The organism is Microtetraspora malaysiensis (genome assembly GCF_001528665.1).
Classification (GTDB): Bacteria; Actinomycetota; Actinomycetes; order Streptosporangiales; family Streptosporangiaceae; genus Microtetraspora_A; species Microtetraspora_A malaysiensis.
This window is the reverse complement of record NZ_BBYJ01000026.1, coordinates 66,724-91,498: the sequence shown is the minus strand read 5'-3', so window position 1 is coordinate 91,498 and position 24,775 is coordinate 66,724. Positions and strand designations below refer to the sequence as shown.

Sequence of the window (24,775 nt, the reverse complement as noted above, 5' to 3'; positions counted from 1 at the left end):
ATCTTCCATCGCATTAGCGGCAGGATCTACGGCGTTGCCATAGCATTCACGAGACAGAGAGTGCCGCATGAGTCTCGTCCATGCAGTGCGTGCGACTCACGGCAACTGCCCGGCAGGCCCGCGTCGCGGGTCTGCAGGGTCGACCTGCTGTGATGCGGAAGCGGATACAGCGGGCCAACAGCGCGGGGTCGACGGGGTCGGCGGCGCGCGCGTGACCTGCGCTTGGGGCGGCTGGTCGCCTCGGCCACGCCGTACGCGACGCCCTACTCCGCCGAAGATGTGCGGCCCCTTGCGTGGGTGGACGGTCGGAAGGTCGGGCAGAAGTGGCTTCACCGTTCTGCCCGACCTTGTCGGGAGTCGCCTGTGCCGGCCGGCGCCGGAGCCCACACGAAACCGCGACCGTACGTAGACTTTCCCGATTCAGTCGACGGAATACAACTTCTTTACGTCGAGGAGCCCGGGATTATCCGCAGTGAACCCCATCGGCGTGCGCGGAGTATTCGTATCCGCCATACTCCAAATACCCCACGGTATAAACGCACTTCCCCTTCAGGTATTTGTAAACCGGCCCCGCGTAATAGTGGTAATTCTTGGTGCTGCCGCTCGGCGGGTCCACTACGTACGAGGCCCTGCCGTCGCCCAGTGAGACATACACATTCTGTGCCTTGCCGTCCCATGCCGCCCTCACTCGGGTGATGGCGCAATTATTTCCCGTGGAAGGACTGTAGTAGATGCTGAGATCTCCGGGGACGGTGCTGGTGAAGATGCTTTTCAGCGGATACGACTTCAGGAAGTTGTATCCGGAGCCGCACGTTCCGCCGGTGGCCGCGGCGGGGCTGGCTGCCGTCATGACCGTGGCGGCGGCGATGATTGTGCAGGCGAGACCCGCTTGGATTTTGGTGCGGAGGGACAAGGTAGCGATCCTTAGGGTCGGGGGGAGATGCTGATCTTGATCGTAGACTACTTCCCCTGCGTCACGTCGACCGAGCACACGGGTAACACCTTGCACAGGCGACACGCTTTACGTTAGCCTCGGCGGCGAGCCCCGTATGGGCCTACTGCATGGAGGTAGCGGCTTTTCAAGCCACCGCAGAGATCGGCACGTCTTCCGACTCTCTCGCCGTTATGGCACCCCTCAAAAAGGGGGTTCTGTGCTGCGTCTCCAGTGCAAGTACGGCCTGTGGGGTTTTTTTGTGTCGGCTCGTGGTGGTCTCCCGCCTCCAATCCATCCAAAGGATTGATCCGGAAGGAACTACTGCGTGACCCAGGAACCGCCCGAAAAGTACAAGGACTTCGACGCCGACGCCTTTCAGCAGAGCGTCATCAAGGAGTTCCGGGAGAACAACGGCAAAGTCGGTGGGATGTTCGAAGGGGCACAACTGCTCCTACTGACCACCACGGGCGCCAAGACCGGCAAGCCGCGGACGAGCCCGCTGGCCAAGGTCGAGATCGACGGTGAAACCCTCGTGGTCGCGTCGATGTTCGGCGCGCCCACCCACCCGGCCTGGTACCACAACATCAGGAAGAACCCCATGGTGACCGTTGAGGTCGGCACCGAGACGTACGAGGCGATCGCCTCCATCCCGGACGGGGAGGAGCGCGACAAGCTCTTCGCGAAGGTCGTCGAGGTGGCCCCTGGCTACGGCGACTACCAGGCCAAGACCACCCGGGTGATCCCCGTGGTCGTGCTGCACCGGGTTGGCCCCGAGCCGGGCGCCGAGCGGGTCAAGGGCATGGGCGACTGGATCGTCGAGGTCCACGACTGGCTGCGCAAGGAGCTCGACGACCTGCGCCGCCAGGTCGACGACCTGATCGCCGGCGCGGAGCCCGCCACACTTGAGCGGCCGAAGCCGGACCTGGCGCAGCAGATGCGCACGCACTGCATGGAGTTCTGCGGTGTGCTGAAGAAGCACCACACCGGCGAGGACATGGCCGTGTTCCCGATACTGGCGAAACAGTTCCCGGGCCTCGCCCCGGCGTTGACCGAACTCGGCCAGGAGCACGTGGTGGTCGCGCGCCTGCAGGACGAGATCCGGCGGCTGGTCGACGGGTTCGTCCCCGGCGAGAGCGACCCCGTCCGGCTGCGCGGCGAACTGGAACGCCTGGCCGTCCAGTTGGAGACGCACTTCGAGTACGAGGAACGCACGATCGTCAAGGCGCTGAACGCCACGGCGACGGCCCCCAGTTTCGGCTGAGCGCGGAGTTGGGGTGGCCCGGAGGTGCGGGGCGGATCAGCGGGGCGGGTACGCGGCGGCGAAGATCCGGGTGAGCCGCGGGACGAGCCGGGTGAAGCGGGCCTCCTCGTACGTGACGCCGGGCTGGTTGCCGAGCTGCTGGGAGACGACCCCGGCGATCAGGCTGGCGGCCAGGTCGAGGCCCTCCTCGCCCGCGGCGTCCGGGTGCAGCTCGCCCCGCTCCACGGCGCCGCGGATCAACGCCGTGAAGTGCTCGTGCGTGGCCAGGGCCGGCGCGTACGCCTCCGGTGACGGCGTGAAGCCGGGCACCGGCCGCCAGAACAGCAGCTGGGCGAGGACCTGGTTGGCCATGATCCACCGGGCGCCGGCCTCCAGCGCGGCGCCCATGGCGGCCAGGCCGGGCTCGTACGGCTCGGCGGCCCGGAGCGTCGCGTCCAGGTAGCCCTCCTGCCCTTTCTTGAACAGCGCGTCGTACACGGCGTGCCGGGACGAGAAGTACTTGTACAGGGACGGCGGCCGGACGCCGAGCCGCCGGGCCACGGTGGCCAGACTCAGTCCCGCGACGCCCTCCTCCGCCATCACATCCAGGGCGATGGCGAGGATCTCGGCCTTGGTCTCGTTCCGGCGGCGCGATCTACGGTCGGGAATATCAGCCATGGGCTATAGCTTAGGCTAATGCTAGTAGCCATACCTATGGGGGATAGCGTGTCGCGCGACATCATGCTCAGCGGCCTGCGGCAGAACAACCTGAAGAACGTCTCGCTGCGGCTGCCGAAAGAACGCATCACGGTCTTCACCGGCGTGTCCGGTTCGGGCAAGTCGTCGATCGTCTTCGGCACGATCGCGGTGGAGTCGCAGCGCCAGCTCAACGAGACGTTCAGCGCGTTCCTGCGGCACCGGCTGCCCAAGCACGAGCGGCCGCGCGCCGAGCGCATGGCGAACCTGACCGCCGCCGTGGTGGTGGACCAGAAGCCGGTCGGGGGCGGCGCGCGCTCGACGGTGGGGACGATGACGGAGGTCCACGCCGTCCTGCGGGTGCTGTTCTCACGCCGGGGCGAGCCGTCGGCCGGCCCCACGACGGCGTACTCGTTCAACGACCCGCAGGGCATGTGCCCCGAGTGCGACGGTCTGGGCCGGAAGATCGAGCTGGACATCGACAAGCTGATCGACCCCGACCTGTCGCTCAACCAGGGCGCGCTGGCCCTGCACCCCATCGGCGGCGCCGCCTGGCAGATCTACGCGGAGTCCGGCCTGTTCGACCCGGACAAGCCGCTGCGGGACTTCACCGACGAGGAGCGCAAGCTCCTGCTGTATGGCAGCGGCTTCAAGGTGCGGCGGGGCAGGTACCAGAACACCTACGAAGGTGTGGCGCTCCGCTTCGACCGGCTCTACCTCAAGCGCGCCCGCGAGGAGGTCGACCCGGAGGCCCGGCCGATGCTGCGCGAGCGCACCTGCCCGCTGTGCGGCGGGACCAGGCTCAACGCGGCGGCGCTGGCGTCCAGGATCGACGGGCACAACCTCGCCGACTACGCCGGGATGGAGGTCACCGACCTCATCGGCGTGCTGGAGGGGCTGGCCGACCCCGCCGCCGAGGCGGCCGTGGAGTCGTTGCGCAGGATCGACGCCATCGGCCTCGGCTATCTCAGCCTCGACCGTGAGACGCCCACGCTGTCGGGCGGCGAGGCCCAGCGGCTCAAGACGGTACGCAACCTGGGCAGCAGCCTGACCGGCATGACGTACATCTTCGACGAGCCGAGCGTGGGCCTGCACCCGCGCGACGTGCACCGGCTGGCCGACCTCCTGGTGGAGCTGCGCGACAAGGGCAACACCGTGCTGGTCGTCGAGCACGACCGGCACATGATCGGGCTGGCCGACCACGTGGTGGACCTGGGGCCGGGTGCGGGCGCCGACGGCGGGCGCGTGGTGTTCGAGGGCACGGTGGCCGGGCTGACCGCCGCCGACACGCCGACCGGCCGCATGCTGCGCCGGACGACCGTGATCAAGGAGCCGGTACGCGCGCCGACGGGCTGGCTGACCGTCGCGGGAGCCGATGCGCACAACCTCAAGAACGTCACGGTACGGGTGCCGCTCGGCGTGCTCACCGCCGTCACCGGCGTGGCCGGGTCGGGCAAGAGCACCCTGATGCGGCGCGAGCTGGTCGCCCGGCACCCGGACACGATCGTCATCGACCAGTCGGCCATCGCCGCCTCGCCCCGCTCGACGCCGGCGACCTACCTGAACGCCATGGACGCGTTGCGCAAGTTGTTCGCCGAGGTCAACCGGGTGGAGCCGGGGATGTTCAGCTTCAACTCGACCGGCGCGTGCCCGGCGTGCAAGGGGCGCGGCGAGATCAAGACCGACCTGGCGTTCATGGACCCGGTCACGCGGGTCTGCGACGTCTGTGGGGGCAGCCGGTACGGCGCCGAGGCGCTGTCGTACACGGTGGCCGGCCGGACGATCGCGGACGTGCTCGCCATGACGGCCGACGAGGCGGCCCGGGAGTTCGACCTGCCGGGCGTCGGCAGGCTGGGCGAGCTGGGGCTGGGCTACCTGACGCTCGGGCAGCCCCTCAGCACGCTGTCGGGCGGGGAGCGGCAGCGGCTCAAGCTGGCGCACCGGCTCCGCGAGCGCGGCAAGGTGTACGTGTTCGACGAGCCGACCACGGGGCTGCACATGGCCGACGTCGAAACCCTGCTGGCGCTGCTGGACCGGCTGGTGGACGAGGGCAACACGGTCATCGCGGTGGAGCACGACCTCGACGTGGTCAAGCATGCCGACTGGGTCATCGACATGGGCCCGGAGGCCGGCCGGAACGGCGGCGAGGTGATCTTCGAGGGCACCCCGGCCGAGCTGGCCCGCGCGTCCACCTATACCGCCGAATATCTCGCGAAGTCGCTCGACGGCCCGCACCGCGCCCCCGCGTCGTCGTAGCGCCGGTCTCACCCGCCGCCGGCGGCCCGGTGCGCGCCGGTCGGGCTGTCTGAGCGCGTTCTCCGCCTGGAGCCGTGCCGGGTGAGAGCTGCCGGGCCGGCCTCAGATGATGCCGAACTCTTCGTCGATCCGCTGTTCCAGTTCCCTGCTCTTGGGCAGGAAGGCGGGGTAGAACCGCTTGCCGCATTCAAGGTCGTCGAGGGCCAGCTTGATCTCCTTGTTCAGGCGGGGCCGCGCCTCGTCCGGGGAAAGGGTGATCGGCGTGAAGACCTGGCTGTCCCCATCGGAGGTGATGGTCTCGCGGTTCTCCCGGAGATCGCCCATGACCGTCCTCAGGGCCCACCCGCCCATGGCCACCGGGTTGGTGGAGGTCACCCGGTAGCCCTTACCGGTGAGGCAGTCGCCCATGGTCGAGGCGAGTTCGACGAGCTTCGGGTCGCCGTCGATCTCTCGTTTCCAGAGTTGCTGGGCCATCTCGCCGGACTGGCTGGCCCAGTCCGACCAGGACGTCACGTTCTTGCCGGTGACCTGCCTGACCGCCTGGACGTCGCAGCTCTCCAGGGCCTTCTTGTAGGCGCCCAACTGCGCGGGCGACAGGTTCGTGGAGATGGCGTCATTGGGATTGTCCCTTTGGTCCGGGGTCTTGTCAGGGTGGATGTACGTGATGAAGACGCCGAGGCCGTTCTTCGAGCGATCGGCCTTCTCCGTCGCGTAGTCGAAAGGCTGGATGTCCTCCTCGCTGAGCTTCGGCCGTCCCACGTACGGGACGTATCGGAAGCCTTTCGTCTTCATGCAGTCCGCCTTGACGGCCTGGAACGCGTGGGCCTTGTCCTGCGCGGGTGAGGGGGCGGCCGACGGCGACGCGGTGGTGCCGGTGCCGCATCCGGCGAGCAGGGTGAGAACGGCAAGAGGCAGAAATGATCTTCTGGGCATGCGGAGGACAATACTCCGTTGAACGGAGTATGGTCAATCGAGAAGAACGCGACGTCGCCCGCCGTGCGGGACGAAGGCCGCCAGCGCGGTCAGCAGCGCCAGCAGTCCCCAGTAGGCCAGATGCTGCCGCGTCAGGACGGCGAAATGCTCGCCGAGCTGGTCGGAGACGACCAGCAGGTACAGCGCGGCCGCGAGCGCCCACCGGGGATCGCCGGCCACCCGCGCCGCCCAGACGGCCAGACCGAGCACGGCCACCTCCAGGGCCATCCGGCTGAGGCTGATCGGGATGGGCGTCTCCGCGGCCATCCACTGCGGCCCCGCCCAGGCGAGGAACGGCACGGCGGCCCACCACCACCAGGACCTGGTGCGCGGCGCCTCCCCGGCGGAGAGGGCCAGCAGGCAGCAGCAGACGAGCCCGTAGCCGACCGCGACGGTCGCCGGAGCGCTCGCCACGAACATCGGCCGGGGCGTGAGGAAACCCGGATAGACCGGCAGCATGGTCATATCGACGAGCTGCTGCCCGCTCGCGATCGCCACCGCCTTGGCGCCGGTCAGCAGCACGAAGGGGAGCGCGAGCCGTACCCGGCCGCGGACGACGGCGAGCAGCGCCAGCGCGGACAGCACCCCCCACAACGGGAGCGACCCGGCATAGGGCAGCATCGCCGCGAGCTGCATGGCCATCACCGCGGTGGCGCCCAGGTGCAGGCCGTCCCGCCAGGCGCTCCCGCCCGCCGCGTGCCGCACCCGCTCGCGCAGGCCGCCGGTGAGGAGGCCGGCCGCCTCCCTGAGCTCCGGGGTCGTGCGGTCCGGCGCGGCGCAGTCGAGCAGGACGCCGACGAGTTCCGTGCCGTGGGCGGCGCGATAGGCGGGCGGATAGGCACGCAGCAGCAGCCGGTAACGGCGTTCGAGCGGCGTCATGCGAAGCTGGTGCGCTTCATCACCAGAGCGGCGGCCTCGTGCATCCGCCGCGCCTCCGCCTCCACCGCGGACTGGCCCGAGTCGGAGATGCGGAAGTAACGCCGGTCGCGGCCGTTGACCTTCTCCTCCCGGTCCACCGTGACCAGGCCCCGGTCGCCGAGGCGCTCCAGGATGCCGTAGAGGGTGCCGACGGACGGCTTCACCCGGCCGTCCGAGAGCTCACCGACGATCTTCATGATCGCGTGACCGTGCAGGGGTCCGTCGAGCAGCGCGGTGAGCACGTAGTACATGGGCTCGCTGACTTCGTCGGTCCCCCTGGGCATGCCGCAGAACATAACACGGATGATGATCGCCGATCTCGGCACCGGCGCCGGAGATGACGAAAAACCAGGAGTCCGTCCGTTAGGTGTGTGTCTGTCGGTTGATTTCGTGACTTGTTATCGTCGTCAGCGGTGCCGCGCACGGGCCGCCCGGCACTGACGTACGGGGGAGCAACAGGACGGCGGGGAAACGTGGGCTTGATGGACCGCATCCGCGGTGAGTTCGTCGACATCGTCGAGTGGACGGACGACAGCAGAGACACGATCGTCTGGCGCTTCCCGCGCTACGAGAACGAGATCAAGATGGGCGCCCGGCTGGTGGTCCGGGAGTCCCAGACCGCCGTCTTCGTCAACGAGGGCCGCATCGCCGACGTGTTCACCCCCGGCACGTACGTCCTGGAGACGCAGAACCTCCCGCTGCTGGCCACGCTGAAGGGCTGGAAGTACGGCTTCCACTCGCCGTTCAAGGCCGAGGTCTACTTCGTGAACACCCGCCTGTTCACGGACATGAAGTGGGGCACGCAGAACCCGGTCATCGTCCGCGACGCGGAGTTCGGCATGGTCCGGCTGCGCGCGTTCGGCACGTTCGCGACCCGGATCACGGACGCCGCCGCGCTCCTGCGCGAGCTGGCCGGAACCGACCCGCGGTTCCGCACCGAGGAGGTGCGCGAGTACCTGCGCCAGCTGATCGTGGGACGGCTGGCGAACGCGCTGGCCACCGCGAACGTCCCCGTCCTCGACCTGGCGGCGCACCAGGACGCGCTCGGCGCGCGCCTCGCGGCCGTCCTCAGCGACGAACTGGCCCCCGTCGGCGTCGCGGTGCCCACGTTCATCATCGAGAACATCTCCCTGCCGCCGGAGGTCGAGGCGGCGGTCGACACGCGCACCAAGATGGGCGTCGTGGGCGACCTCGACCGGTACACCCGGTTCCAGACCGCGAACGCGATCGGCGACGCCGCCCGCAACCCCGGCGGCGCCGGCGAGGGCATCGGCCTGGGCATGGGGATGGCCGTCGGACAGCGCCTCGCCGCCGGCCTGGCCCCGCAGGCGGCTCCGGCCGACGCGGCGGGCGGCCCGCCGCCGCTGCCGTCGCAGGAGCAGTGGTACGTCGCGGTGAACGGCCGGCAGCAGGGCCCCTACGACGCGGACGCGCTGCCCGGTCTGGTCCGGAGCGGTGAGCTGACCCGCGCCAGCCTGGTGTGGCACGCGGGCATGGCCGCCTGGACGCCGGCCGACCAGGTCCGCGAGCTGGCTCCGCTGATGTCCAGCGTCCCGCCGCCGCTGCCGCCGGCGTGAGCGCCGCGTCCCCCTTCCCCCTGCCCGTCTTTCCGGAGGACCGGTCGTGTCCGATCCCAACGTCGCCGGCGCCGAGCCCGGGTCCCGCTCCTACGCCTGCCAGTCCTGCGGCGCCGGCCTGGAGTACGCCCCGGGCACCGGGTCCATGCGCTGCCCGTACTGCGGGCGGGAGCACCCGATCGCGCCGGCCGGGCGGCCCGTCCGGGAGCACGACTACGCCGAGCTGGCCCAGATGCCGCCCAAGCCGAGGGGGATCGCCGGTGCGGCGCGCCTGTTCGCCTGCCCGGGGTGCGGCGCGCGCACGGAGAGCGACACGCTGTCCGAACGGTGCCAGTTCTGCGGCACGCCTCTCGTGGCCGACGCGGCGTCCACCGAGCGGATCGTGCCCGAGGCGATCCTCCCCTTCGGCATCGACCGGGCCGGCGCCCGCGACGCGCTGCGCAAATGGACGTCCTCCCGCTGGTTCGCCCCCTCCAGCCTGAAGAAGGTGTCCGAGGCGGAGACCTTCAAGGGGAGTTACCTGCCGTACTGGACGTACGACGCCCGCACGGTCTCCGACTACACCGGCCGGCGGGGTGTCTACTACTGGGTGACCGAGACCTACACCGTCACGGAGAACGGCTCGACCCGCACCGAGACCCGGCAGGTGCGGCGGACCCGCTGGTCGCACGCCGCCGGCAGGGTGTCGCGCGACTTCGACGACGTGCTCGTCCCCGGAACGAGCCGGGTCGCCTCCGAGCGGCTGGACAAGCTCACCCCGTGGCTCCTGGACCGGGCGGTGCCCTACGAGGAGAGGTACCTGGCGGGCTTCCAGACCGTGCGCTACGACATCGAGCCGGAGGACGGCCTGGAAGCGGCCAAGCGGCGCATGGCCCAGGTCATCGAGTCCGACTGCCGGGACGACATCGGCGGTGACGAGCAGCGGGTGAGTTCGGTCGCCACCCGGTACTCCGACCTCACCTACAAGCTGGTGCTGCTGCCGGTCTGGTTCCTCGGCTACGTGCACGGCGGCAAGACCTGGCAGGTGATGGTGAACGCCAGCACCGGCGAGGTCATCGGGCAGCGGCCGTACAGTGCCGCGCGGATCATCGCCGCCGTCCTCGCGGGTGTGGCGGTCGTCGCCCTCATCGCCCTGCTCGTCGTCAACGCCGGCGCCCGCGGGCAATGACCGCCCTCGGCGGGGGCCGACGGCGGGCCGCGGGCTGAAACTTTCACCGGCGGTTGACGCGCGTCGCGCGAGCCCACAGGATCATGGTGCCGCCTGGTCAGGAGGGGGCGTCGAGTGAATGCCGCTGTCCATGACGAGGTGTGCCGATGCCGAAAACCCCCCTGATCACGAGAACTCCGTTACGACTCGCGTCCGCGGTCCTGCTCACGCTGGCCGCCCTGAACATCCCCGCCGCGCACGCCGACGAGGTCACCCCGGTCGCGGTGACCGTGGACGCCCGCGCCGGGCTCTCCGCCGTCCCCGAGACCGGTATCGGCGCCAACCACGCGATCTGGGACAGCCGGCTCGGCACCGACGAGACCGCGGACCTGCTCAAGGACGCGGGCGTGAAGCTGCTGCGCTATCCCGGCGGCTCGTACTCCGACATCTACCACTGGGCCGACCACACCGCCCCCGGCGGCTACGTCGCCCCCGGTACCGACTTCGACACCTTCATGAGCGGCGCGCGGCGCACCGGGGCGCAGGCGATGGTGACCGCCAACTACGGCACCGGCACCGCCGAGGAGGCCGCCGCCTGGGTCCGCTCCGCCAACGTCACCAAGGGGTACGGCGTCAAGTACTGGGAGATCGGCAACGAGAACTACGGCAACGGCCACTACGGCTCCGCCTGGGAGGCGGACGACCACGCCGACAAGAGCCCCGCCGAGTACGCCCGCACCGTCGTCGCCTACGCGGACGCGATGAAGGCGGTCGACCCGACCATCAAGATCGGCGCGGTGCTGACCACGCCGGCCAACTGGCCCGACGGGCTGACCGCCGACGGCGACGACGGGACCTGGAACAAGGTCGTCCTGTCGCTCGCCGGACCGAAGATCGACTTCGTGATCCTGCACTGGTACCCCGGCGCCCTCGACAAGGCCGCCCACGTCCCCGACATGATCGATCTCACCCGCCGGCAGATCGCCGCGTACGCGGGGCCCGGGGCGGAGCGGATCGGCATCGCGATGACCGAGTTCAACACCGGGAGCAGCAGCAACGGCACGAACACCCAGCCCGGCGCGCTCGCCGCCGCCGACGCGTACGCGACGCTGCTCGCGAACGGCGTGTTCACCGTGGACTGGTGGAACGCGCACAACGGCATCGGCGCGGTCACGCAGGTCGCCGGGCACACCGACTACGGCGACTTCGGCCTGCTGTCGTCGGCGGCCTGCACCTCCGACGGCAGCGTCTGCGAGCCGCCGGCGAACACGCCCTTCGCCCCGTATTACGCGCTGCGGATGATGAGCGCGTTCGCCCGGCCCGGCGACCGGTTCGTCCAGGCCGCCACCGACCAGGCGAAGGTCAGCGCGCACGCCGTCCGCCGCGCCGACGGCTCCCTGGCGGTCCTGCTGATCAACACCTCGTCCGACACGTCGTACCCGGTCGCGATCGGCTACTCCGGCTTCGTCCCGGCCTCCGGCGCGCCCACCGTGCTGACCCACACCAACGGCGCCACCGACATCACCCGCTCGACCTCGGGGAGCGCGACCAGCCGGACGCTGCCGCCGCTGTCCATGACCACGATCGTCGTGTCTCCCGCCTCGGCCCAGACCGGGCTGCCCGGCGCGCCGGGACAGCCGGCGGTCTCGAACGTGACGGACACGACCGCCGCGATCTCCTGGCCGGCCGCCTCCGCCGGCCCGCGTCCGATCGCGAAGTACGAGGTCTACCGCAACAACGGAGCGGTCGCGGAGCAGCTCGGCGAGACCTCCGGCACCTCCTTCACCGCGCGCAACCTCACGGCGGGCACGCGCTACACCGTCAACGTCATCGCGCGGGACAGCGGCGGCGGCGTCTCGTGGGCCTCGCCGCCGGTGACGTTCACGACCGGCACGCCCGCCACCAGCTCCTGCGCCGTGCGGCTGACCGACCAGTCCGACTGGGGCAACGGCTACGTCGGCGCCGTCGAGATCACCAACAACGGCGCCCCGATCAACGGCTGGACCCTGCATTTCCGCTGGCCCCGGACGTGGCAGAGCCTGGGCAGCGGCTGGAGCGCCGTCTGGACGGAGAGCGGCTCCGAGGTGAAGGCCGTCAACGAGCCCGGCAACGGCTCGCTCGCCACCGGCGCGTCGACCACGATCGGCTTCGTCGGCGACTACAGCGGCCCGAACGTCCTGCCCGCCGTCTTCACCCTCAACGGAACCGTCTGCGCGACCCGGTAGCGCGTCGTCCGGGGACGTCCTCCACGGGCGTCCCCGGCCACGCGGATGAGCGGGCCCCGTCGCACGGCGTGGCTTCACGCGATCTCCTTCAGGTTGAGGATGGGGGCGAACGGGTCGTCGTGGCGGCTCCAGGCGTCGGGGCCGGCCCGCTCCTCGTCGCGGGTGAGCAGGCAGGAGTCGAGCAGCTCGTGGATGCGCTCGCGGTCGAGGTCCGGGCCGGTGAAGACCAGGTGCTGGACGCGGTCGCCGCTGACCGGGTGCCAGTCCAGTGTGGCGGCCACGCGGCGGGCGGGAGAGGCCGTCTCCCAGTCGGCCGCGGGCAGTGCGGCCAGCCAGGGGCCGGCGTCCTCCACCGAGACGACCCCCGCGACCGCGTCCCAGGCGAGCAGCCGGTCGTGCCGGGTCGCCAGCCAGAAGCGGCCGCGTGAGCGGACCGACGAGGTGACCAGCTCGTCCACGGCGTCGAACAGCCGGGCGGGGTGCAGCGGGCGCACGTCGTGCCACACCACTGTGGTGATCTCGTCGTCCTGGGCGTCGCAGGGGAGCTGGGCGGTGGCCGGATCGACGCGTTCGGCCAGTACGGCGGTGCACAGGGCGGCGCCGGTGGGGCGGGGCAGTGCGGTGATCTCGTGCACCGGCGTGACGGGGGCGAGGTGGGCGAGCACGGTTCGGGAGAGGTCGCCGTCCTCCTCGTCGCCGCCGTGCAGCACCAGCCCCGTGGCGTACTCGATCTGGCGGGCGAGGACCTCGGCCAGGTAGCGCCGGTCGACTCTGGCCGCCTGCTTGCCGGTCTCGGACAGCCGGTCGCCGCGGGTGATGTCGACGGGCATGTGTTCGGCGTCCAGCGCGGTGAGCACCGAGGTCAGCCGCAGGATGCCCGCGGCCTCGTCGCCGTCGATCGCCTCGGCCACGGACCGTGGTTCGACCGAGTCCCACAGGTCGACGATCAGCAGCGAGGCCGCGTCCGCCATCCGTACGAGCTGGGGGAGGAGGTCCTCGCGGATGGTGCAGGTGACGCAGCCGTGCGCGAGCCACACCTCGGTCACGTCGAGCACCTCGGCCGCGTCGCGGACGACCCGGCGGACGCGGTCGGAGGTGACCGCGTGCAGGTCGTGGTGGAGCGCGACGGATCCGGGGTGCTCGCTCAACAGTCGGTCGACGGTCGCCGTGCGGGCCGAGGAGTGCAGGCCGGCGACGAGGACGACGGGGGTGGACACGGGTCCTCCTCCAGTTGCAGGAATAAAAATGGTTATCGTTATCATTGCACATCCTGACGATCAGAAAGGATCCGACTTGGCCAGGAACGAACTCCGTCCGGTGATCAAGCTCCGCTCGACCGCCGGGACCGGCTACACGTACGTGACCACGAAGAACCGGCGCAACGATCCGGACCGGCTCACGCTCCGCAAGTACGACCCGGCCATCCGCCGGCACGTCGAGTTCCGGGAGGAACGATGAAGAAGAACATCCACCCCGACTACCACCCCGTCGTCTTCCGGGACCCGGGCGCGGACTACGCGTTCCTCAGCCGTTCCACGATCACCAGCGACAAGACCGTCGAATGGACCGACGGCAACACCTACCCGGTGGTCGACGTGGACGTCTCCTCCGCGAGCCACCCCTTCTACACCGGCCGCAACCGCGTCCTGGACGCGGCCGGCCGCGTCGAGCGGTTCAACCAGCGCTACGGGAGGAGTTGATGTCCGCCCACTGTCAGCTCACCGGTGTCAAGCCGGTCTTCGGCAACACCGTCTCCCACTCCCATCGGCGCACCGGCCGGAGGTGGAATCCCAACATCCAGCGGCGCCGCTACTGGGTGCCGAGCGAGGGCCGCTTCGTCCGGCTGACGCTCAGTGCGCGGGCGATCAAGACGATCGACCGGATCGGCGTCGAGAAGGCCGTCGCGCTGGTCCGCGCCCGAGGAGAGAGGGTCTGATGGCCAAGAAGAGCAAGATCGTCGCCAACGGGCGGCGCAAGGCCGTCGTGGCTCGGTACGCCGAGCGGCGCGCGCGGTTGAAGGAGCTCGTACGTACCGGCACGCCCGAGGAGCGGGCCTCGGCCGTACGGGAGCTGAGCCGGCAGCCGCGCGACGCCAGCGCGACCCGCGTCCGCAACCGCGACTCCGTCGACGGCCGCCCGCGCGGCCATCTGACCAGGTTCGGGCTGTCTCGCGTCCGCTTCCGCGAGATGGCCCACCGCGGCGAGCTCCCCGGCGTCACGAAGGCGAGCTGGTAGTCGTGGCCGTGCCCAAGCGCAGGACCTCGCGTGGCAACACACGGCATCGCCGCAGCCAGTGGAAGGCGGTCGTGCCCGACCTCGTCCCGATCACCGTGAACGGGCAGGAGCTGCTGGTCCCGCGCCCCCTCGTCCGCGCGTACCGGCGGGGGCTCGGCACGCCTCGGTGAGACGGCGGCGCACCGGGTCGCCCGGGCGGGTGCGAACCCGTGTCGGGTGGCCCGGTTGCCGCTATTTGCCGGGTTTTACCTGCTCTGTGTGCTTCTGAGGAGAAACGGCGTTGCCCGTGAACGACTCACGGGTACGGGTTCGCTGACCGGCCGCGGGAGCACCGCCGCCATGATCGAGCAGTGAGGTGGGGGCCAATGACCACATCTGCCGAGCACCATCAGCATCGGAATCACGACCATGTCCACGGCGCCGGTTGCGGGCATGTCGCCGTCCCGCACGGCGACCACGTGGACTACGTCCACGACGGCTGCATGCACCGGGTGCACGAGGGCCACGTCGACGAGTGCGAGCCGCCGGGTCACGTGCCGCACGGCGATCACGATCATCAGCATGGGCCGGGGTGCGGACACGTGGCCGTCCCGCACGGCGACCACGTGGACTACGTCCATGACGGTCACCGCCATGCCGGCCACAACGGGCACTGGGACGACCACTGACCCCGTTCGCCCCGGCAGGCCTCGCCGACGTGGCGATCCGGTCCGCGACCGCCTGCGGCATCTGATCCTGTCCACGCGTGGCCCGGCAAAAAATTCGCCCCTTGATGAAACTCTATTACGGCGTACGCTTAAAGATGTGTCACCGAAAGATGAATTCGACCGCCTGCCGGACGCCAACCGTGCGGAGATCCCCTCCGAGCTGGTCCGGGCCGCGCTCCGCGCCGCCGCCCGGCTGAACCGGGACGTGGCCGACGTGCCGATACTCGCGATCGCCCAGGAGGCCGGGATCTCACGCAGCACGCTGCTGCGCCGGCTGGGCGGCACCCGCCAGGCGCTGGACGAGGCGGTGCGCGCCGCCGGGGTGGATCCCGGCGGGCAGCGGCCGGTGCGCGACCGCGCCGTCGAGGCCGCGGCGCACCTGATCGGCGAGCAGGGCCTGGCCGCGGCCACCCTGGAGGCGGTCGCCGCCGCCGCCCAGTGCTCGGTGCACAGCCTGTACGCGACCTTCGGCGGCCGGGACGAGCTGCTGTGCGCCGTCTTCGACCGCTACAGCCCGATCCTGGACCTGGAGGAGACGCTGTCCGGGCCGCCGGCGGATCTGGCCGAGACGGTCCGCCGGGTCTACCGCCTGCTGGCCGACGGGCTCGCCCGCCCGCCCCGGGTGCTGCCGGCCGTTCTCGCCCAGGCCCTGGCCAGGCCGAACGACGAGGGCACGGACATCCTGGCCCAGCACTTCGCGCCGCGCCTGCTCGGCGGGCTCGGGCGGTGGCTGGCCGCCGAGGTGGCCGCCGGCCGCGTCCGCGACCTGCCGCTCCTGCTGCTCATCCACCAGATGGCCGGCCCGCTGGTGTTCCACTTCCTGCTGCGCCCGGTCGCCGAGCGCGTACCCGATGTGGTCCTGCCCAGCGTGGAGGAGGCCTGCGAGATGTTCGCCGAGACGTTTCTGCGTGCCGTCGCCCTTCCCGAGCCACCGGCCGGGGCGGACGGACATCCCCTACTCCATCGAGAGGAGCTTCGATGAGTGAGACCACCACGTGCGCGATCATCGGCGGAGGGCCCGCCGGGATGGTGCTGGGCCTGTTACTGGCCCGGGCCGGGGTGGAGGTCACCGTGCTGGAGAAGCACGCCGACTTCCTGCGCGACTTCCGCGGTGACACCGTCCACCCGAGCACCCTCGCCCTGCTGGACGAGCTCGGCCTGGGCGAGCGCTTCGCCGCGCTGCCGCACAACCGGGTGGAGCGGCTGGCCTTCGAGCTGCCGGGCGGCCGCCGGGTGCCGCTGGGCGACTTCAGCCGCCTGCGCGTCGCCCACCCCTATGTCGCCATGGTCCCGCAGTGGGACCTGCTCAACCTGCTGGCCCAGGCCGGACAGGAGGAGCGCGCGTTCACCCTGCGCATGAGCACCGAGGCCACCGGCCTGCTCCGCGAGAACGGCAGGGTGGCCGGCGTCCGCTACTCCGGCCCGGACGGACCCGGTGAGCTGCGCGCCGACCTGACCGTGGCCTGCGACGGCCGCTGGTCGCTCGCCCGCCGCGACTCCGGGCTGCGGGTGCGGGAGTTCCCGGTCGGCATCGACGTCTGGTGGTTCCGGGTCCCGGTCCAGGGAGCGGTCCCCTCGTCCCTGACCCCGCGCTTCGGCCGGGGCAGGGCCATCGCCATGATCCCCCGCGAGGGCTACCTGCAGATCGCCTACCTCGGCCACAAGGGCGGCGACGCGGCGCTGCGCGCACGCGGCGTCGAGGCGTTCCGCCGTGACGTCGTCGAGGTCGCGCCCGAACTCGACGGCGCCATCGACGCCCTGGAGTCGATGGACGACGTCAAGCACCTGGACGTGCGGCTGAACCGGCTGCGGCGCTGGCACACCGCGGGGCTGCTGTGCATCGGGGACGCCGCCCACGCCATGTCGCCGGTCGGCGGCGTCGGCATCAACCTGGCCGTCCAGGATGCCGTGGCCGCCGCCCGGCTGCTCGCCGCCCCGCTCAGGCGGCACCGCGTCACCGGCCACGACCTGGACGCGGTGCGTCGCCGGCGCATCCTGCCCACCGCCGTCACCCAGGGTCTGCAGAGGCTCCTGCACCGGCGCGTGATGGAGCCGGTCCTCGACGACCGGCCCCTCGCTCCGCCCAAGCTGCTCCTGGCCCTGCTCGCGGCCGTGCCGGCTCTGTCGGCCGTGCCCGCGTACATCATCGGGGTGGGCGTCCGCCCCGAGCGCGCCCCCGTCTTCGCCCGCCGGGCGCCGAGGAAGCCCGGCCGTTCCGGCTGAAGTCCCGCGTTATGCACGTAAGCGATATTTGCTCCGGTTGTCGCTCATGCGGCGCGGCTCCGATGGCATCCTGGAGAGCCGACGATCACGAGGAGATCAGCGATGGCGCACCCTCTCGACACGCAGGTCGCCCTCAGGCGTACCCCACTCGCCGCGGACGAGAGGGCCCGAGCCGTGGCGGGATTCACCCCCTTGGTCATCGAGCATCTCGTCGCCGGCGGCCGGTTCAGGGTGAGCGCCGACACCCCGGAGTTGGTGGAGGTGTTCCAGGAGGTCGCCCGCAGGGTGGGGGACATGCTCGGCCGGCCGGTGGTCAGCTACGCCAACGGCAGGTACATGGTGATCACCTTCGGCCAGGAGGGGATCCCGGGCGGCGCGGACGAGGGCGTCCGCTCGTTGGAGGGCTGACCGGCCACGTCGCCGCCGTCCCGGCCGACGCGTCCGTCGAGCCGCCCCGGGCCTTTCCGTCCCGAAAGTGGGTGTTCGCCGCGACGCGATAGCTTTGCCGGTCGTGGATGGAATCTTGGGCACGGTGGCCTCCGCGGTGGGGATGTTCGCCGGCACGAACGTCGACGACATCATCGTGTTGACGGTCCTGTTCCTGTCGTCGCGGGCCGGCGGCGCGCCCAGGACGTGGCAGATCTGGACCGGCCAGTATCTCGGCGTCGCGGCGTTGGTCCTGGTGTCGGTGGTGGCCGCGCTGGGGCTGACCATCGTGCCGGACGACTACGTCGGCCTGCTGGGCCTGGTGCCCCTCGGGCTCGGGGTATGGGCGTTGGTCAGGGCGCTACGCGCTCGGGCCGACGGGAGCGACGGCCCCGCCCCGGCGGTGGCGTCCGGGCTGGCGTCGGTGATCGGGGTGACGGTCGCGAACGGCGCCGACAACATCTCGGTCTATACGCCGGTCTTCCGCGCCGTCGGCGTCGGCCCGACGATTCTGACCATCGCCGTGTTCGCGGCAGGGGTGGCGGTCTGGTGCCTGGTGGGCGCCTGGCTGGGCTCGCACAAGAAGGTCGTCGCGGTGATAGAGCGCTACGGGCAGTGGATCGTCCCCCTGGTGTTCATGGCCATCGGGGCGTTCATCGTGCTGGAGTCCGGCGTGCTGGGGAAGATCCTTTCTTGGTGAATGTGCGTGCAGTAACAGTCGCAACGTAGTCGGCAACGCTCTTGGGCTTGAACTCGGCGGGTTTTCCAAAAATGCCCACGCCAATGACCCGGGGGCAAGGGGTCGCAGGTTCAAATCCTGTCGTCCCGACCGCGCCCCAGCTCCCTGGCGAGGATCCATGCCTTGATCGACTCGTACGCGGATTTCGCGGCCGAGGGTGGCGCGGCGGCGTCTTGGGTGGTCGTCCCGCTCCTCGCACCCGACATAGATGCGAGATGTGTGTCAGACGAGGTCACCCACGTGCCACGCGGGAACCAGAGCTATCCAAATCGATCATTGACTGCGATTTGACAAAAAATTACATTGTGCTGACAGATCGGGGGACCCGTGCGCTCGAAAGGGAGACCGTCCTGATGGTGCGTCGAGCCCTGATTCCCACCGTCGCAGCCTTACTTTTCCTGATCTGGGGTACTCCACCGGCCGCCTTCGCGGTGGACGGAACCCGGACGCCGGCGTCGCCCTCCTACACGGTCAGCCTGACCAGCAACACGTCGGGCAGCACATGGACCGGACACGAAGGCATCACCTTCACCAACCCGTCCGCGGATCCCCTGACGGAGGTCTACCTCCGGTTGTGGGACAACTACCACGGCACGTGCCCGTCCACACCGATAACCGTGACCAACGTGACCGGGGGCACGCCGTCCCCGCTGTCGGTCGCCTGCACCACGCTGAAGATCGCACTGCCCGCCCCGCTCGCCCAGAACGACAGCGCCTCGATCGGCTTCGACCTGAGCATCGTGGTGCCCAGCGGCGCGGACCGGTTCGGCCGCGATGGGTCCTACAACTTCATCGGCAACGCGCTGCCTGTTCTGGCGGTCCGCGACGCGAGCGGCTGGCACCTCGATCCGTACAGCAACAACGGTGAGTCTTTCTACGCGCTCACCAGTAACTACTCCGTCGCGCTCGACCACCCGACCTCGCTGCTGGTGCCTGCCACAGGCACCTCAGTCGATACGCCGGGGACGTCCGGTCGTACGGTCACCACGGCCACCGCCGCCAACGTGCGGGAGTTCGCCTGGGCGGCCGGGCCGTTCGTGAAGACCACAAGCACCACGACCACCGGCGTCACGGTGAACGTCTACCGGGTGAGCTCGATCAGTTCGGCCAGCGCCTCCTCGATGATGACCACCGCCAAGAACGCGCTGGTCGCCCACGCCGGGCGGTTCGGGGCCTACCCGTACGGCGAGGCGGACGTTGTGCTGGACAACAACTTCTGGTTCGGCGGCATGGAGTATCCCGGCTTCGTGCTCGACGTGGTCAGCTCGACAGCCCTCGCCCACGAACTGGCCCACCAGTGGTGGTACGGCATCGTCGGTGACGACGAGTACACCAGCCCGTGGCTGGACGAGTCGTTCACCGACTACGCCACCGATCTCTACAACGGCGTCTCGGGCAACAACTGCTGGAACAACGTCACCTGGCAGTCGTCGGCCGAGAAGATCAGCAACTCGATGGCCTACTGGGACGCTCACTCGAGCCGGTACGGAACCGTGGTCTACACCTACGGTAAGTGCGCGCTGCACGACCTGCGGCGCATGATCGGCACCACGGCGATGGAGAACCTGCTGAGGAACTACGCCAGCGCCCACTGGTACGGGATCTCGACCACCGCCGAGTTCAAGGCCGCCGCCCAGGCCACCACCTCGGTCGACCTGTCATCGTTCTGGACCACCCACCGCATTGACGGCTGACGGTCTTCTTTCTCGGGATGGGTCTGTTCGGGTTGGTCGCGCCCTCAACGCTGATCAGGCCGTTCCGAATGATCGCCGACTCGTCCGAGGCGCGTCTCGTCCCCTTCGACGGCCCGGCTCCGGAGCGGCCGGTGGCGGCGCCGCGCGATGTTGCGGCCGTGCTCGACGTCCGCCGGGGGAGCAGGGGCAGCAGCTCGTGTCCCTCCGCAGCTACACGTGCGTCGCGGTCAAGGACGGGACGTAGCGGTCGGGCTGAGGTCAAGCGCCCCGGGACGACTTTGAACCGGTACTGGCAGCCGACGGCGTAGTGGCCGCCGCACGGACGGCGATGGCCGCGATGTCGTCGTCGAGACGGCCGGGGCTGTAGCGGACCAGGTCCCTGTGCAACTGCTTGAGCAGCCGGGACGGGGCGTCCGAGTCCCATCGGCCCGCGTGCTTCACCAGCGGGAAGAACGCACCGGTGTGGTCGCGGGTCTCGGTGACGCCGTCGGTGTAGAGCAGTAGATGGTCGTCGGCGGCGAAGCGGACGGTGTCGATGTGGTAGTCCGCCCCGAGTAGCGCACCCATGTTGATGGGCGGTGAGGGCGCCGTGGGGGTGACCTCGCGGACCGCTCCCGCGTGGAACAGTAGTGGAGGAGGATGTCCGCAGTTGACGATTTCGACGGCCGATTCGTCGTGGGGGATCTCGACGAGCAGGGCCGTGGCGAAGCCCTCCATCTGGTCGCCGGGCACCAGCGTTGTGTAACGGCTCGCGCTCACGTCCAGTCGGCGTGCCAGCCGTGCCAGGTCCGGCTCGTCGTAGGCGGCTTCCCGGAAGCAGCCGACGATCGCTGAGGCCGTCCCGACCGCGGGGAGGCCCTTGCCGCGCACGTCTCCGATGATCAGGCGGACGCCGTGGGCTGTCTCCAGTGCTTCGTAGAAGTCGCCGCCGACGCGGGCCTGGGCCGCGGCGGCCAGGTACAGGGCGTCAATCTCCAACCCGCCGAGGCGGTGCGGTATGGGGCGCAGCAGGACTTTCTGGGTCGTCTCGGCGACGGAGCGGACGTCGGCGAGGGTCTGCTCCCGCTGCTGGCGCACATGGCTGGCGTAGGCGGCCGCGGCGGTAACGCCGGCGATCACCGCGAGGGTGAACAGGTGTGACTGCGGGGGCTCGCGTTGGCCGATGGTCAAGGCGATCACTACGTAGATGGCCGCGGCGAGCACACCGATGGTCATCGTTCGGACCACCGGCCACACCGAGGCGGCAAAAGCGGGGGCGACTGCGAGAAAGCGGCTGAAGTAGAGATGACTCGGGGTTGCGAAGGCCAGCACGGTGATGATGACTGTCAGCGCTAGAGGCACCAGGAGCGTGGGATCTTCCCGTAGGTTGCCCCACCAGCGCCGGAGTCGACCGGAGAAATCCACCCTGACCAGGGTATAAGGCGCGAGCCGGTGGTTGGCGCTCCAGTGTCATTTCGCGATCATGGTTGGGTCTGCGCTGGTAATGGCAGTGTCGGGCGATGGCGTGGTGCCGTCGGTGTCGGGCTGACCGGCGCAGGCGGCCGGTTCAAGCAGCAGGGCGGCCGGCAGTCGGCGGATCTCGGGCAGGGTTAGCGGGATGCGGCCGCCGTGACTTCGGGTGACGCCGAGTCCGTGACGTTCCGCCGCCGGACAGGCCGCCGCCTCGCGGGCGGCGCGGCCGATCACCAGTGGGCCAGCTCCAGTACGGCGATGCCGGTCAGGACGGTGACGGCGGCGGTGACCCGCAGGACGCCCAATCGCTCCCGGAAGATCAGCGTGCCGATCAGGGCGGCGACGACGATGCTCGTCTCGCGCAGGGCGGCGACGGTGGCCAGGTCGCCGCGGGACTGCGCCCACACGACGAGCCCGTAGGCCAGCAAGGAGAGCACCCCTCCCGTCAGGCCGCGTACGTACACGGGGCGCATCTGGTCGATGAGGGAGCGGCCCCGTCGTACCCAGGCGATCAACGGCAATATCGGTCCCTGGCAGAGGAACATCCACGCGATGTAGCCGGTGACCGTTCCCGAATGCCGGACCCCGGTGCCGTCGACGACCGTGTAGAGGGCGATCATCGCTCCGGTGCCGAGTGCGGCGGCCAGCGCCGGCAGTTGGGCCCGGCCGGGTATGCCGTCCGCGAGCGCCAGTCCGGCCAGCCCGCACGAGATCACCACCACTCCGGCGACGTTCTCGGGCGGTAGCGGCCGGTCGAGCACGGTCACGGACAGGACGGCGACCAGCAGGGGCGACGTGCCGCGCGCCACCGGGTACATCTGCCCGAAGTCGCCGAGCTGGTACGCCCGCAGCAGCAGGATCTGGTACCCGACCTGCAGCAGGGCCGAGGCGGCGATGAACGGCCACGCCGCCGCGTCCGGCATCGGCGTGAGGCAGACCATCACGGCGGCGCACCCGGTGGAGGCGACGTTGATCAGGGTGAACGCGACCAGCTTGTCCTTCATGCCGTGCGCCATCGCGTTCCATACGGCGTGCAGCACCGCCGCCGCCAGCACCACGGCGGCTACGGCACCCGCACCCGGCATGATCCCAAGCATGGAACGCTCCCATATGTCCGGAATTTAATTCCACGCTACTCTAGTTCTATGGAAGAGCGTTCCGCATCCCTCGCGGCCCATGTGCGCGCGCACCTGTCCGACCTGCGCGACACCGAGGCCCGCGTCGCGCGGGTCATCCTCGACAAGGGCGCGGACCTGGTGCATCTCAGCGTCAGCGACGTCGCCGCGCTCGCCCGCACCGCGCCCTCATCGGTCGTACGCGCCTGCCAGCGCCTCGGGTTTCGCGGGTTCCAGGAGGTGAAGATCGCCGCGGCGCGCGAGGCGCCCCCTCCCCGCCCTTCCCGTGACCGGGATCCCGCGGCCCGCGCGCTCGCCGACACGGTGCGCGCCGCGCGGGACGCCCTCGACGGGCTGTCCGCCACCCTCCCCGTGGAGCGCCTGCGCGAGGCGGCGCGGACCCTGCACGCGGCGACCCGCGTCCTCGTCGTCGGAGCCGGGCTGTCCGGCGCCGTGGCCGCGGACGCCGCCTACCGCCTGCGGGCCCTCGGCTCCGTCGTGGACGCCCCGCTTGACCCGATCACGGCCCAGTTGGCCGCCGGCCAGCTCCCGGCGTCCGCCGCCTGCCTGGCCATCAGCCACACCGGCGCGACCCGCAGCACGGTGGACGCCGCCCGCCGCGCCCGCCAGGGAGGTGCGAGCGTCATCGCGCTAACCAGCTACGCCCACTCTCCGCTGAGCGACACCAGCACCGTCACACTTGTCGCCGGCGGGCAGGACCTCGTCTTCGGGCTGGAAACCGTTGCCAGCCGCCTGGCCCACCTCGCTGTCGTGGACGCGCTGACTCTGACCCTGCTCTCCCTGCGCGGCGCCACCGCCGAACAGGCACTGCGCCTGTCGGCCGACGTCACGGCCGACCACGCGTACTGACACCGCGCCGTTCACGCGGACGCCCGGGCCAGGTTGGCCGGAGCGGCGCCTCCCCGGTCATGCGCGCTGTCAAATTCGGGGGGCTGGGGAAAAGCAGTCGCCAATAGTCATCGGGAAGGGGAACTACTATTCCAGGTAAATATCACCGGGCTTTTCTCGTGGACGCTTCGAGGGCGTTTTGCCGATGGCGGTTGTTGGTCGTCGTTGCGGGCCAAGAACTCCGGCCCGCACGTCCCCGTCGATCACGTGCGGGCCGAGGTGTTCCCCGGTCCGCTCGACGGGAGCAGGTCCGGCCTGGACGACGACGAGGTCGTAGATCGACCTCGCTCGGTGCTCTGTTACGGTTGCTCGTGACGCGGGGTGCCCGGGAGCCGGGCTGAGATCACACCCGTCGAACCTGATCTAGTTCTCACTAGCGAAGGGACGTCATCGTTGACTGCCATCCCCAAGGTGTTGTCGATCGCCGGCACCGACCCCAGCGGCGGCGCGGGCATCCAGGCCGACCTGAAGGCCTTTTCCGCGCTCGGCGGCTACGGCATGGCGGTGATCACCGGCCTGGTCGCGCAGACGACCACCGGCGTACGCGAGATCCTCGAGGTGCCCGCCGCGTTCGTCGAGTCCCAGTTGGACACGCTGCTGACCGACGTCCCGGCGGACGCGGTGAAGATCGGCATGCTGGGGGAGGCCGCGGTCGTCCGGGCGGTGGCCGCGGCGCTGGACCGGTTCTCGCCCCCGTACGTGGTGCTCGACCCGGTGATGGTGGCCAAGAGCGGCGACCGGCTGCTGGCGCAGGACGCGGTGGCCGCGCTGCGCGAGGAGCTCCTGCCCCGTGTCGACCTGATCACGCCGAACCTGCCCGAGGCCGCGGACCTGCTGGACGTGCCCCAGGCGGTCGGCGTCGAGGAGATGCGCGAGCAGGTCAAGCGGCTGCACGCGCTGGGGGCGCGGCGGGTGCTGCTCAAGGGCGGCCATCTCGACGGCGACGTCTGCGTGGACGTCTTCAGCGAAGGGGACGGCGCGATCGAGCTCTCCGCGCCGCGCGTCGCGACCCGCAACACCCACGGCACCGGCTGCACCCTGTCCGCGGCGATCGCGGCGCTGCGGCCGCGTCATGCGGACTGGCTCGCCGCCGTTCGCGAGGCCAAGGAGTACCTGACCGGCGCGCTGCGCGCCGCCGACACCCTGGGCGTCGGCCACGGCCGCGGCCCGGTCCACCACTTCCACGCCGTCTGGTGACCCCGGGCGAATGCCCTCCCACCTGGGAAGCCGTTCGCCCGAACAGCCGAAGCCGTATGTCCGCGCTGAAGAGCTCAAGGGTTTCATGCCACCCGGAACGGCCCGGCCTGCTC

Annotated in this window: 27 protein-coding genes and 1 riboswitch; of the genes, 18 read left to right on the top strand and 9 right to left on the bottom strand. The window is 70.3% G+C overall.

All coding sequences use genetic code 11. From position 1 onward, the window contains the following. Window positions 1–463: 463 nt before the first annotated feature. Window positions 464–913, bottom strand: a complete 450-nt coding sequence (locus tag AWQ71_RS42080; protein ID WP_157570673.1) for a hypothetical protein — start codon at window positions 911–913, stop codon at window positions 464–466. 346 nt (window positions 914–1,259) lie between these two features. Here AWQ71_RS42080 and AWQ71_RS30800 point away from each other — a divergent pair, with 346 nt between their 5' ends. Continuing rightward, on the top strand, window positions 1,260–2,195 hold the full coding sequence (locus AWQ71_RS30800; protein ID WP_245658628.1) for a nitroreductase/quinone reductase family protein: 936 nt from the start codon (window positions 1,260–1,262) through the stop codon (window positions 2,193–2,195). A 36-nt stretch (window positions 2,196–2,231) separates the two neighbouring features. Here the strand turns inward: AWQ71_RS30800 and AWQ71_RS30795 are convergent, their stop codons facing one another. Then, window positions 2,232–2,852 carry a TetR/AcrR family transcriptional regulator gene (locus AWQ71_RS30795; RefSeq protein ID WP_067139619.1) on the bottom strand — a complete coding sequence of 207 codons (621 nt, stop codon included), beginning with the start codon at window positions 2,850–2,852 and terminating at the stop codon, window positions 2,232–2,234. 48 nt (window positions 2,853–2,900) lie between these two features. Between AWQ71_RS30795 and AWQ71_RS30790 the strand changes: the two genes are divergently transcribed. Next, a complete protein-coding gene (locus AWQ71_RS30790; RefSeq protein ID WP_067139616.1) occupies window positions 2,901–5,126 on the top strand; it encodes an ATP-binding cassette domain-containing protein in 2,226 nt (741 codons plus the stop codon). 102 nt (window positions 5,127–5,228) lie between these two features. On the opposite strand, the gene AWQ71_RS30785 is transcribed toward AWQ71_RS30790, so the two are convergent. Genes AWQ71_RS30785 through AWQ71_RS30775 form a run of 3 tightly spaced genes read right to left on the bottom strand, consistent with a single transcriptional unit; the run spans window position 5,229 to window position 7,300 of the window. Continuing rightward, the gene (locus AWQ71_RS30785) at window positions 5,229–6,059 is read right to left on the bottom strand and encodes a hypothetical protein (protein WP_067139613.1); all 831 of its coding nucleotides are present in this window, start codon (window positions 6,057–6,059) and stop codon (window positions 5,229–5,231) included. Between the two features lie 33 nt (window positions 6,060–6,092). Continuing rightward, window positions 6,093–6,977, bottom strand: a complete 885-nt coding sequence (locus tag AWQ71_RS30780; protein ID WP_067139610.1) for a hypothetical protein — start codon at window positions 6,975–6,977, stop codon at window positions 6,093–6,095. Further along, window positions 6,974–7,300 carry a PadR family transcriptional regulator gene (locus AWQ71_RS30775; RefSeq protein WP_067139762.1) on the bottom strand — a complete coding sequence of 109 codons (327 nt, stop codon included), beginning with the start codon at window positions 7,298–7,300 and terminating at the stop codon, window positions 6,974–6,976. Before AWQ71_RS30775 ends, AWQ71_RS30780 begins: the two co-directional genes overlap by 4 nt. Window positions 7,301–7,498: 198 nt before the next feature. Between AWQ71_RS30775 and AWQ71_RS30770 the strand changes: the two genes are divergently transcribed. The 3 genes from AWQ71_RS30770 to AWQ71_RS30760 all read left to right on the top strand — a co-directional run bounded on the left by AWQ71_RS30770 (window position 7,499) and on the right by AWQ71_RS30760 (window position 11,965). Beyond that, window positions 7,499–8,593 carry an SPFH domain-containing protein gene (locus tag AWQ71_RS30770; RefSeq protein ID WP_245658627.1) on the top strand — a complete coding sequence of 365 codons (1,095 nt, stop codon included), beginning with the start codon at window positions 7,499–7,501 and terminating at the stop codon, window positions 8,591–8,593. A 46-nt stretch (window positions 8,594–8,639) separates the two neighbouring features. Further along, window positions 8,640–9,761 carry a TFIIB-type zinc ribbon-containing protein gene (locus AWQ71_RS30765; RefSeq protein ID WP_067139605.1) on the top strand — a complete coding sequence of 374 codons (1,122 nt, stop codon included), beginning with the start codon at window positions 8,640–8,642 and terminating at the stop codon, window positions 9,759–9,761. A gap of 146 nt (window positions 9,762–9,907) precedes the next feature. Then, entirely contained in the window at window positions 9,908–11,965 is a 2,058-nt protein-coding gene (locus tag AWQ71_RS30760; protein WP_067139603.1) for a cellulose binding domain-containing protein, read from the top strand. A gap of 74 nt (window positions 11,966–12,039) precedes the next feature. Here the strand turns inward: AWQ71_RS30760 and AWQ71_RS30755 are convergent, their stop codons facing one another. Next, a complete protein-coding gene (locus tag AWQ71_RS30755; protein ID WP_245658625.1) occupies window positions 12,040–13,182 on the bottom strand; it encodes a CobW family GTP-binding protein in 1,143 nt (380 codons plus the stop codon). 76 nt (window positions 13,183–13,258) lie between these two features. On the opposite strand from AWQ71_RS30755, the gene rpmG reads away from it, so the two are divergent. The 11 genes from rpmG (at window position 13,259) to AWQ71_RS30700 (ending at window position 19,989) form a co-directional block, all read left to right on the top strand. Then, on the top strand, window positions 13,259–13,423 hold the full coding sequence (rpmG, locus tag AWQ71_RS30750) for a 50S ribosomal protein L33 (RefSeq protein ID WP_067139597.1): 165 nt from the start codon (window positions 13,259–13,261) through the stop codon (window positions 13,421–13,423). Continuing rightward, window positions 13,420–13,665, top strand: coding sequence for a type B 50S ribosomal protein L31 (locus tag AWQ71_RS30745; protein ID WP_067139594.1), 246 nt, complete (start codon window positions 13,420–13,422; stop codon window positions 13,663–13,665). Before rpmG ends, AWQ71_RS30745 begins: the two co-directional genes overlap by 4 nt. Continuing rightward, window positions 13,665–13,901: a 50S ribosomal protein L28 gene (gene rpmB, locus AWQ71_RS30740; protein ID WP_067139591.1), complete on the top strand. Its 237-nt coding sequence runs from the start codon at window positions 13,665–13,667 to the stop codon at window positions 13,899–13,901. Before AWQ71_RS30745 ends, rpmB begins: the two co-directional genes overlap by 1 nt. Next, entirely contained in the window at window positions 13,901–14,200 is a 300-nt protein-coding gene (gene rpsN, locus AWQ71_RS30735; RefSeq protein WP_067139588.1) for a 30S ribosomal protein S14, read from the top strand. Before rpmB ends, rpsN begins: the two co-directional genes overlap by 1 nt. 2 nt (window positions 14,201–14,202) lie before the next feature. Further along, window positions 14,203–14,370 carry a 50S ribosomal protein L32 gene (rpmF, locus tag AWQ71_RS30730; protein WP_067139586.1) on the top strand — a complete coding sequence of 56 codons (168 nt, stop codon included), beginning with the start codon at window positions 14,203–14,205 and terminating at the stop codon, window positions 14,368–14,370. A gap of 195 nt (window positions 14,371–14,565) precedes the next feature. Further along, window positions 14,566–14,868 carry a hypothetical protein gene (locus AWQ71_RS40805; protein ID WP_084259472.1) on the top strand — a complete coding sequence of 101 codons (303 nt, stop codon included), beginning with the start codon at window positions 14,566–14,568 and terminating at the stop codon, window positions 14,866–14,868. A gap of 136 nt (window positions 14,869–15,004) precedes the next feature. Then, the gene (locus tag AWQ71_RS30720) at window positions 15,005–15,889 is read left to right on the top strand and encodes a TetR/AcrR family transcriptional regulator (protein ID WP_245658623.1); all 885 of its coding nucleotides are present in this window, start codon (window positions 15,005–15,007) and stop codon (window positions 15,887–15,889) included. Further along, window positions 15,886–17,130 (top strand): FAD-dependent oxidoreductase, encoded by a 1,245-nt coding sequence (locus tag AWQ71_RS30715; protein ID WP_067139581.1) that lies wholly within the window; start codon window positions 15,886–15,888, stop codon window positions 17,128–17,130. Before AWQ71_RS30720 ends, AWQ71_RS30715 begins: the two co-directional genes overlap by 4 nt. Before the next feature lie 102 nt (window positions 17,131–17,232). Beyond that, window positions 17,233–17,538 carry a hypothetical protein gene (locus tag AWQ71_RS30710; protein WP_067139578.1) on the top strand — a complete coding sequence of 102 codons (306 nt, stop codon included), beginning with the start codon at window positions 17,233–17,235 and terminating at the stop codon, window positions 17,536–17,538. A gap of 103 nt (window positions 17,539–17,641) precedes the next feature. Then, window positions 17,642–18,256, top strand: a complete 615-nt coding sequence (locus AWQ71_RS30705) for a cadmium resistance transporter (protein WP_218002033.1) — start codon at window positions 17,642–17,644, stop codon at window positions 18,254–18,256. A 392-nt stretch (window positions 18,257–18,648) separates the two neighbouring features. Further along, complete coding sequence (locus AWQ71_RS30700) at window positions 18,649–19,989, top strand: M1 family metallopeptidase (protein ID WP_218002032.1); 1,341 nt, start codon at window positions 18,649–18,651, stop codon at window positions 19,987–19,989. A gap of 258 nt (window positions 19,990–20,247) precedes the next feature. On the opposite strand, the gene AWQ71_RS30695 is transcribed toward AWQ71_RS30700, so the two are convergent. The 3 genes from AWQ71_RS30695 to AWQ71_RS30690 form a co-directional block, all read right to left on the bottom strand. Beyond that, entirely contained in the window at window positions 20,248–21,204 is a 957-nt protein-coding gene (locus tag AWQ71_RS30695) for a PP2C family protein-serine/threonine phosphatase (protein WP_245658621.1), read from the bottom strand. 234 nt (window positions 21,205–21,438) lie between these two features. Then, on the bottom strand, window positions 21,439–21,675 hold the full coding sequence (locus tag AWQ71_RS42075; protein ID WP_157570672.1) for a hypothetical protein: 237 nt from the start codon (window positions 21,673–21,675) through the stop codon (window positions 21,439–21,441). Then, the gene (locus AWQ71_RS30690) at window positions 21,672–22,538 is read right to left on the bottom strand and encodes an EamA family transporter (RefSeq protein ID WP_245658619.1); all 867 of its coding nucleotides are present in this window, start codon (window positions 22,536–22,538) and stop codon (window positions 21,672–21,674) included. The genes AWQ71_RS42075 and AWQ71_RS30690 overlap by 4 nt, the downstream gene beginning before the upstream one ends. A gap of 48 nt (window positions 22,539–22,586) precedes the next feature. On the opposite strand from AWQ71_RS30690, the gene AWQ71_RS30685 reads away from it, so the two are divergent. Next, entirely contained in the window at window positions 22,587–23,426 is an 840-nt protein-coding gene (locus AWQ71_RS30685) for a MurR/RpiR family transcriptional regulator (RefSeq protein WP_067139576.1), read from the top strand. 346 nt (window positions 23,427–23,772) lie between these two features. Further along, window positions 23,773–23,867, top strand: a riboswitch (TPP riboswitch). Next, window positions 23,859–24,662, top strand: coding sequence for a bifunctional hydroxymethylpyrimidine kinase/phosphomethylpyrimidine kinase (gene thiD, locus AWQ71_RS30680; RefSeq protein ID WP_218002031.1), 804 nt, complete (start codon window positions 23,859–23,861; stop codon window positions 24,660–24,662). It overlaps the preceding riboswitch by 9 nt. Window positions 24,663–24,775: the final 113 nt, after the last annotated feature.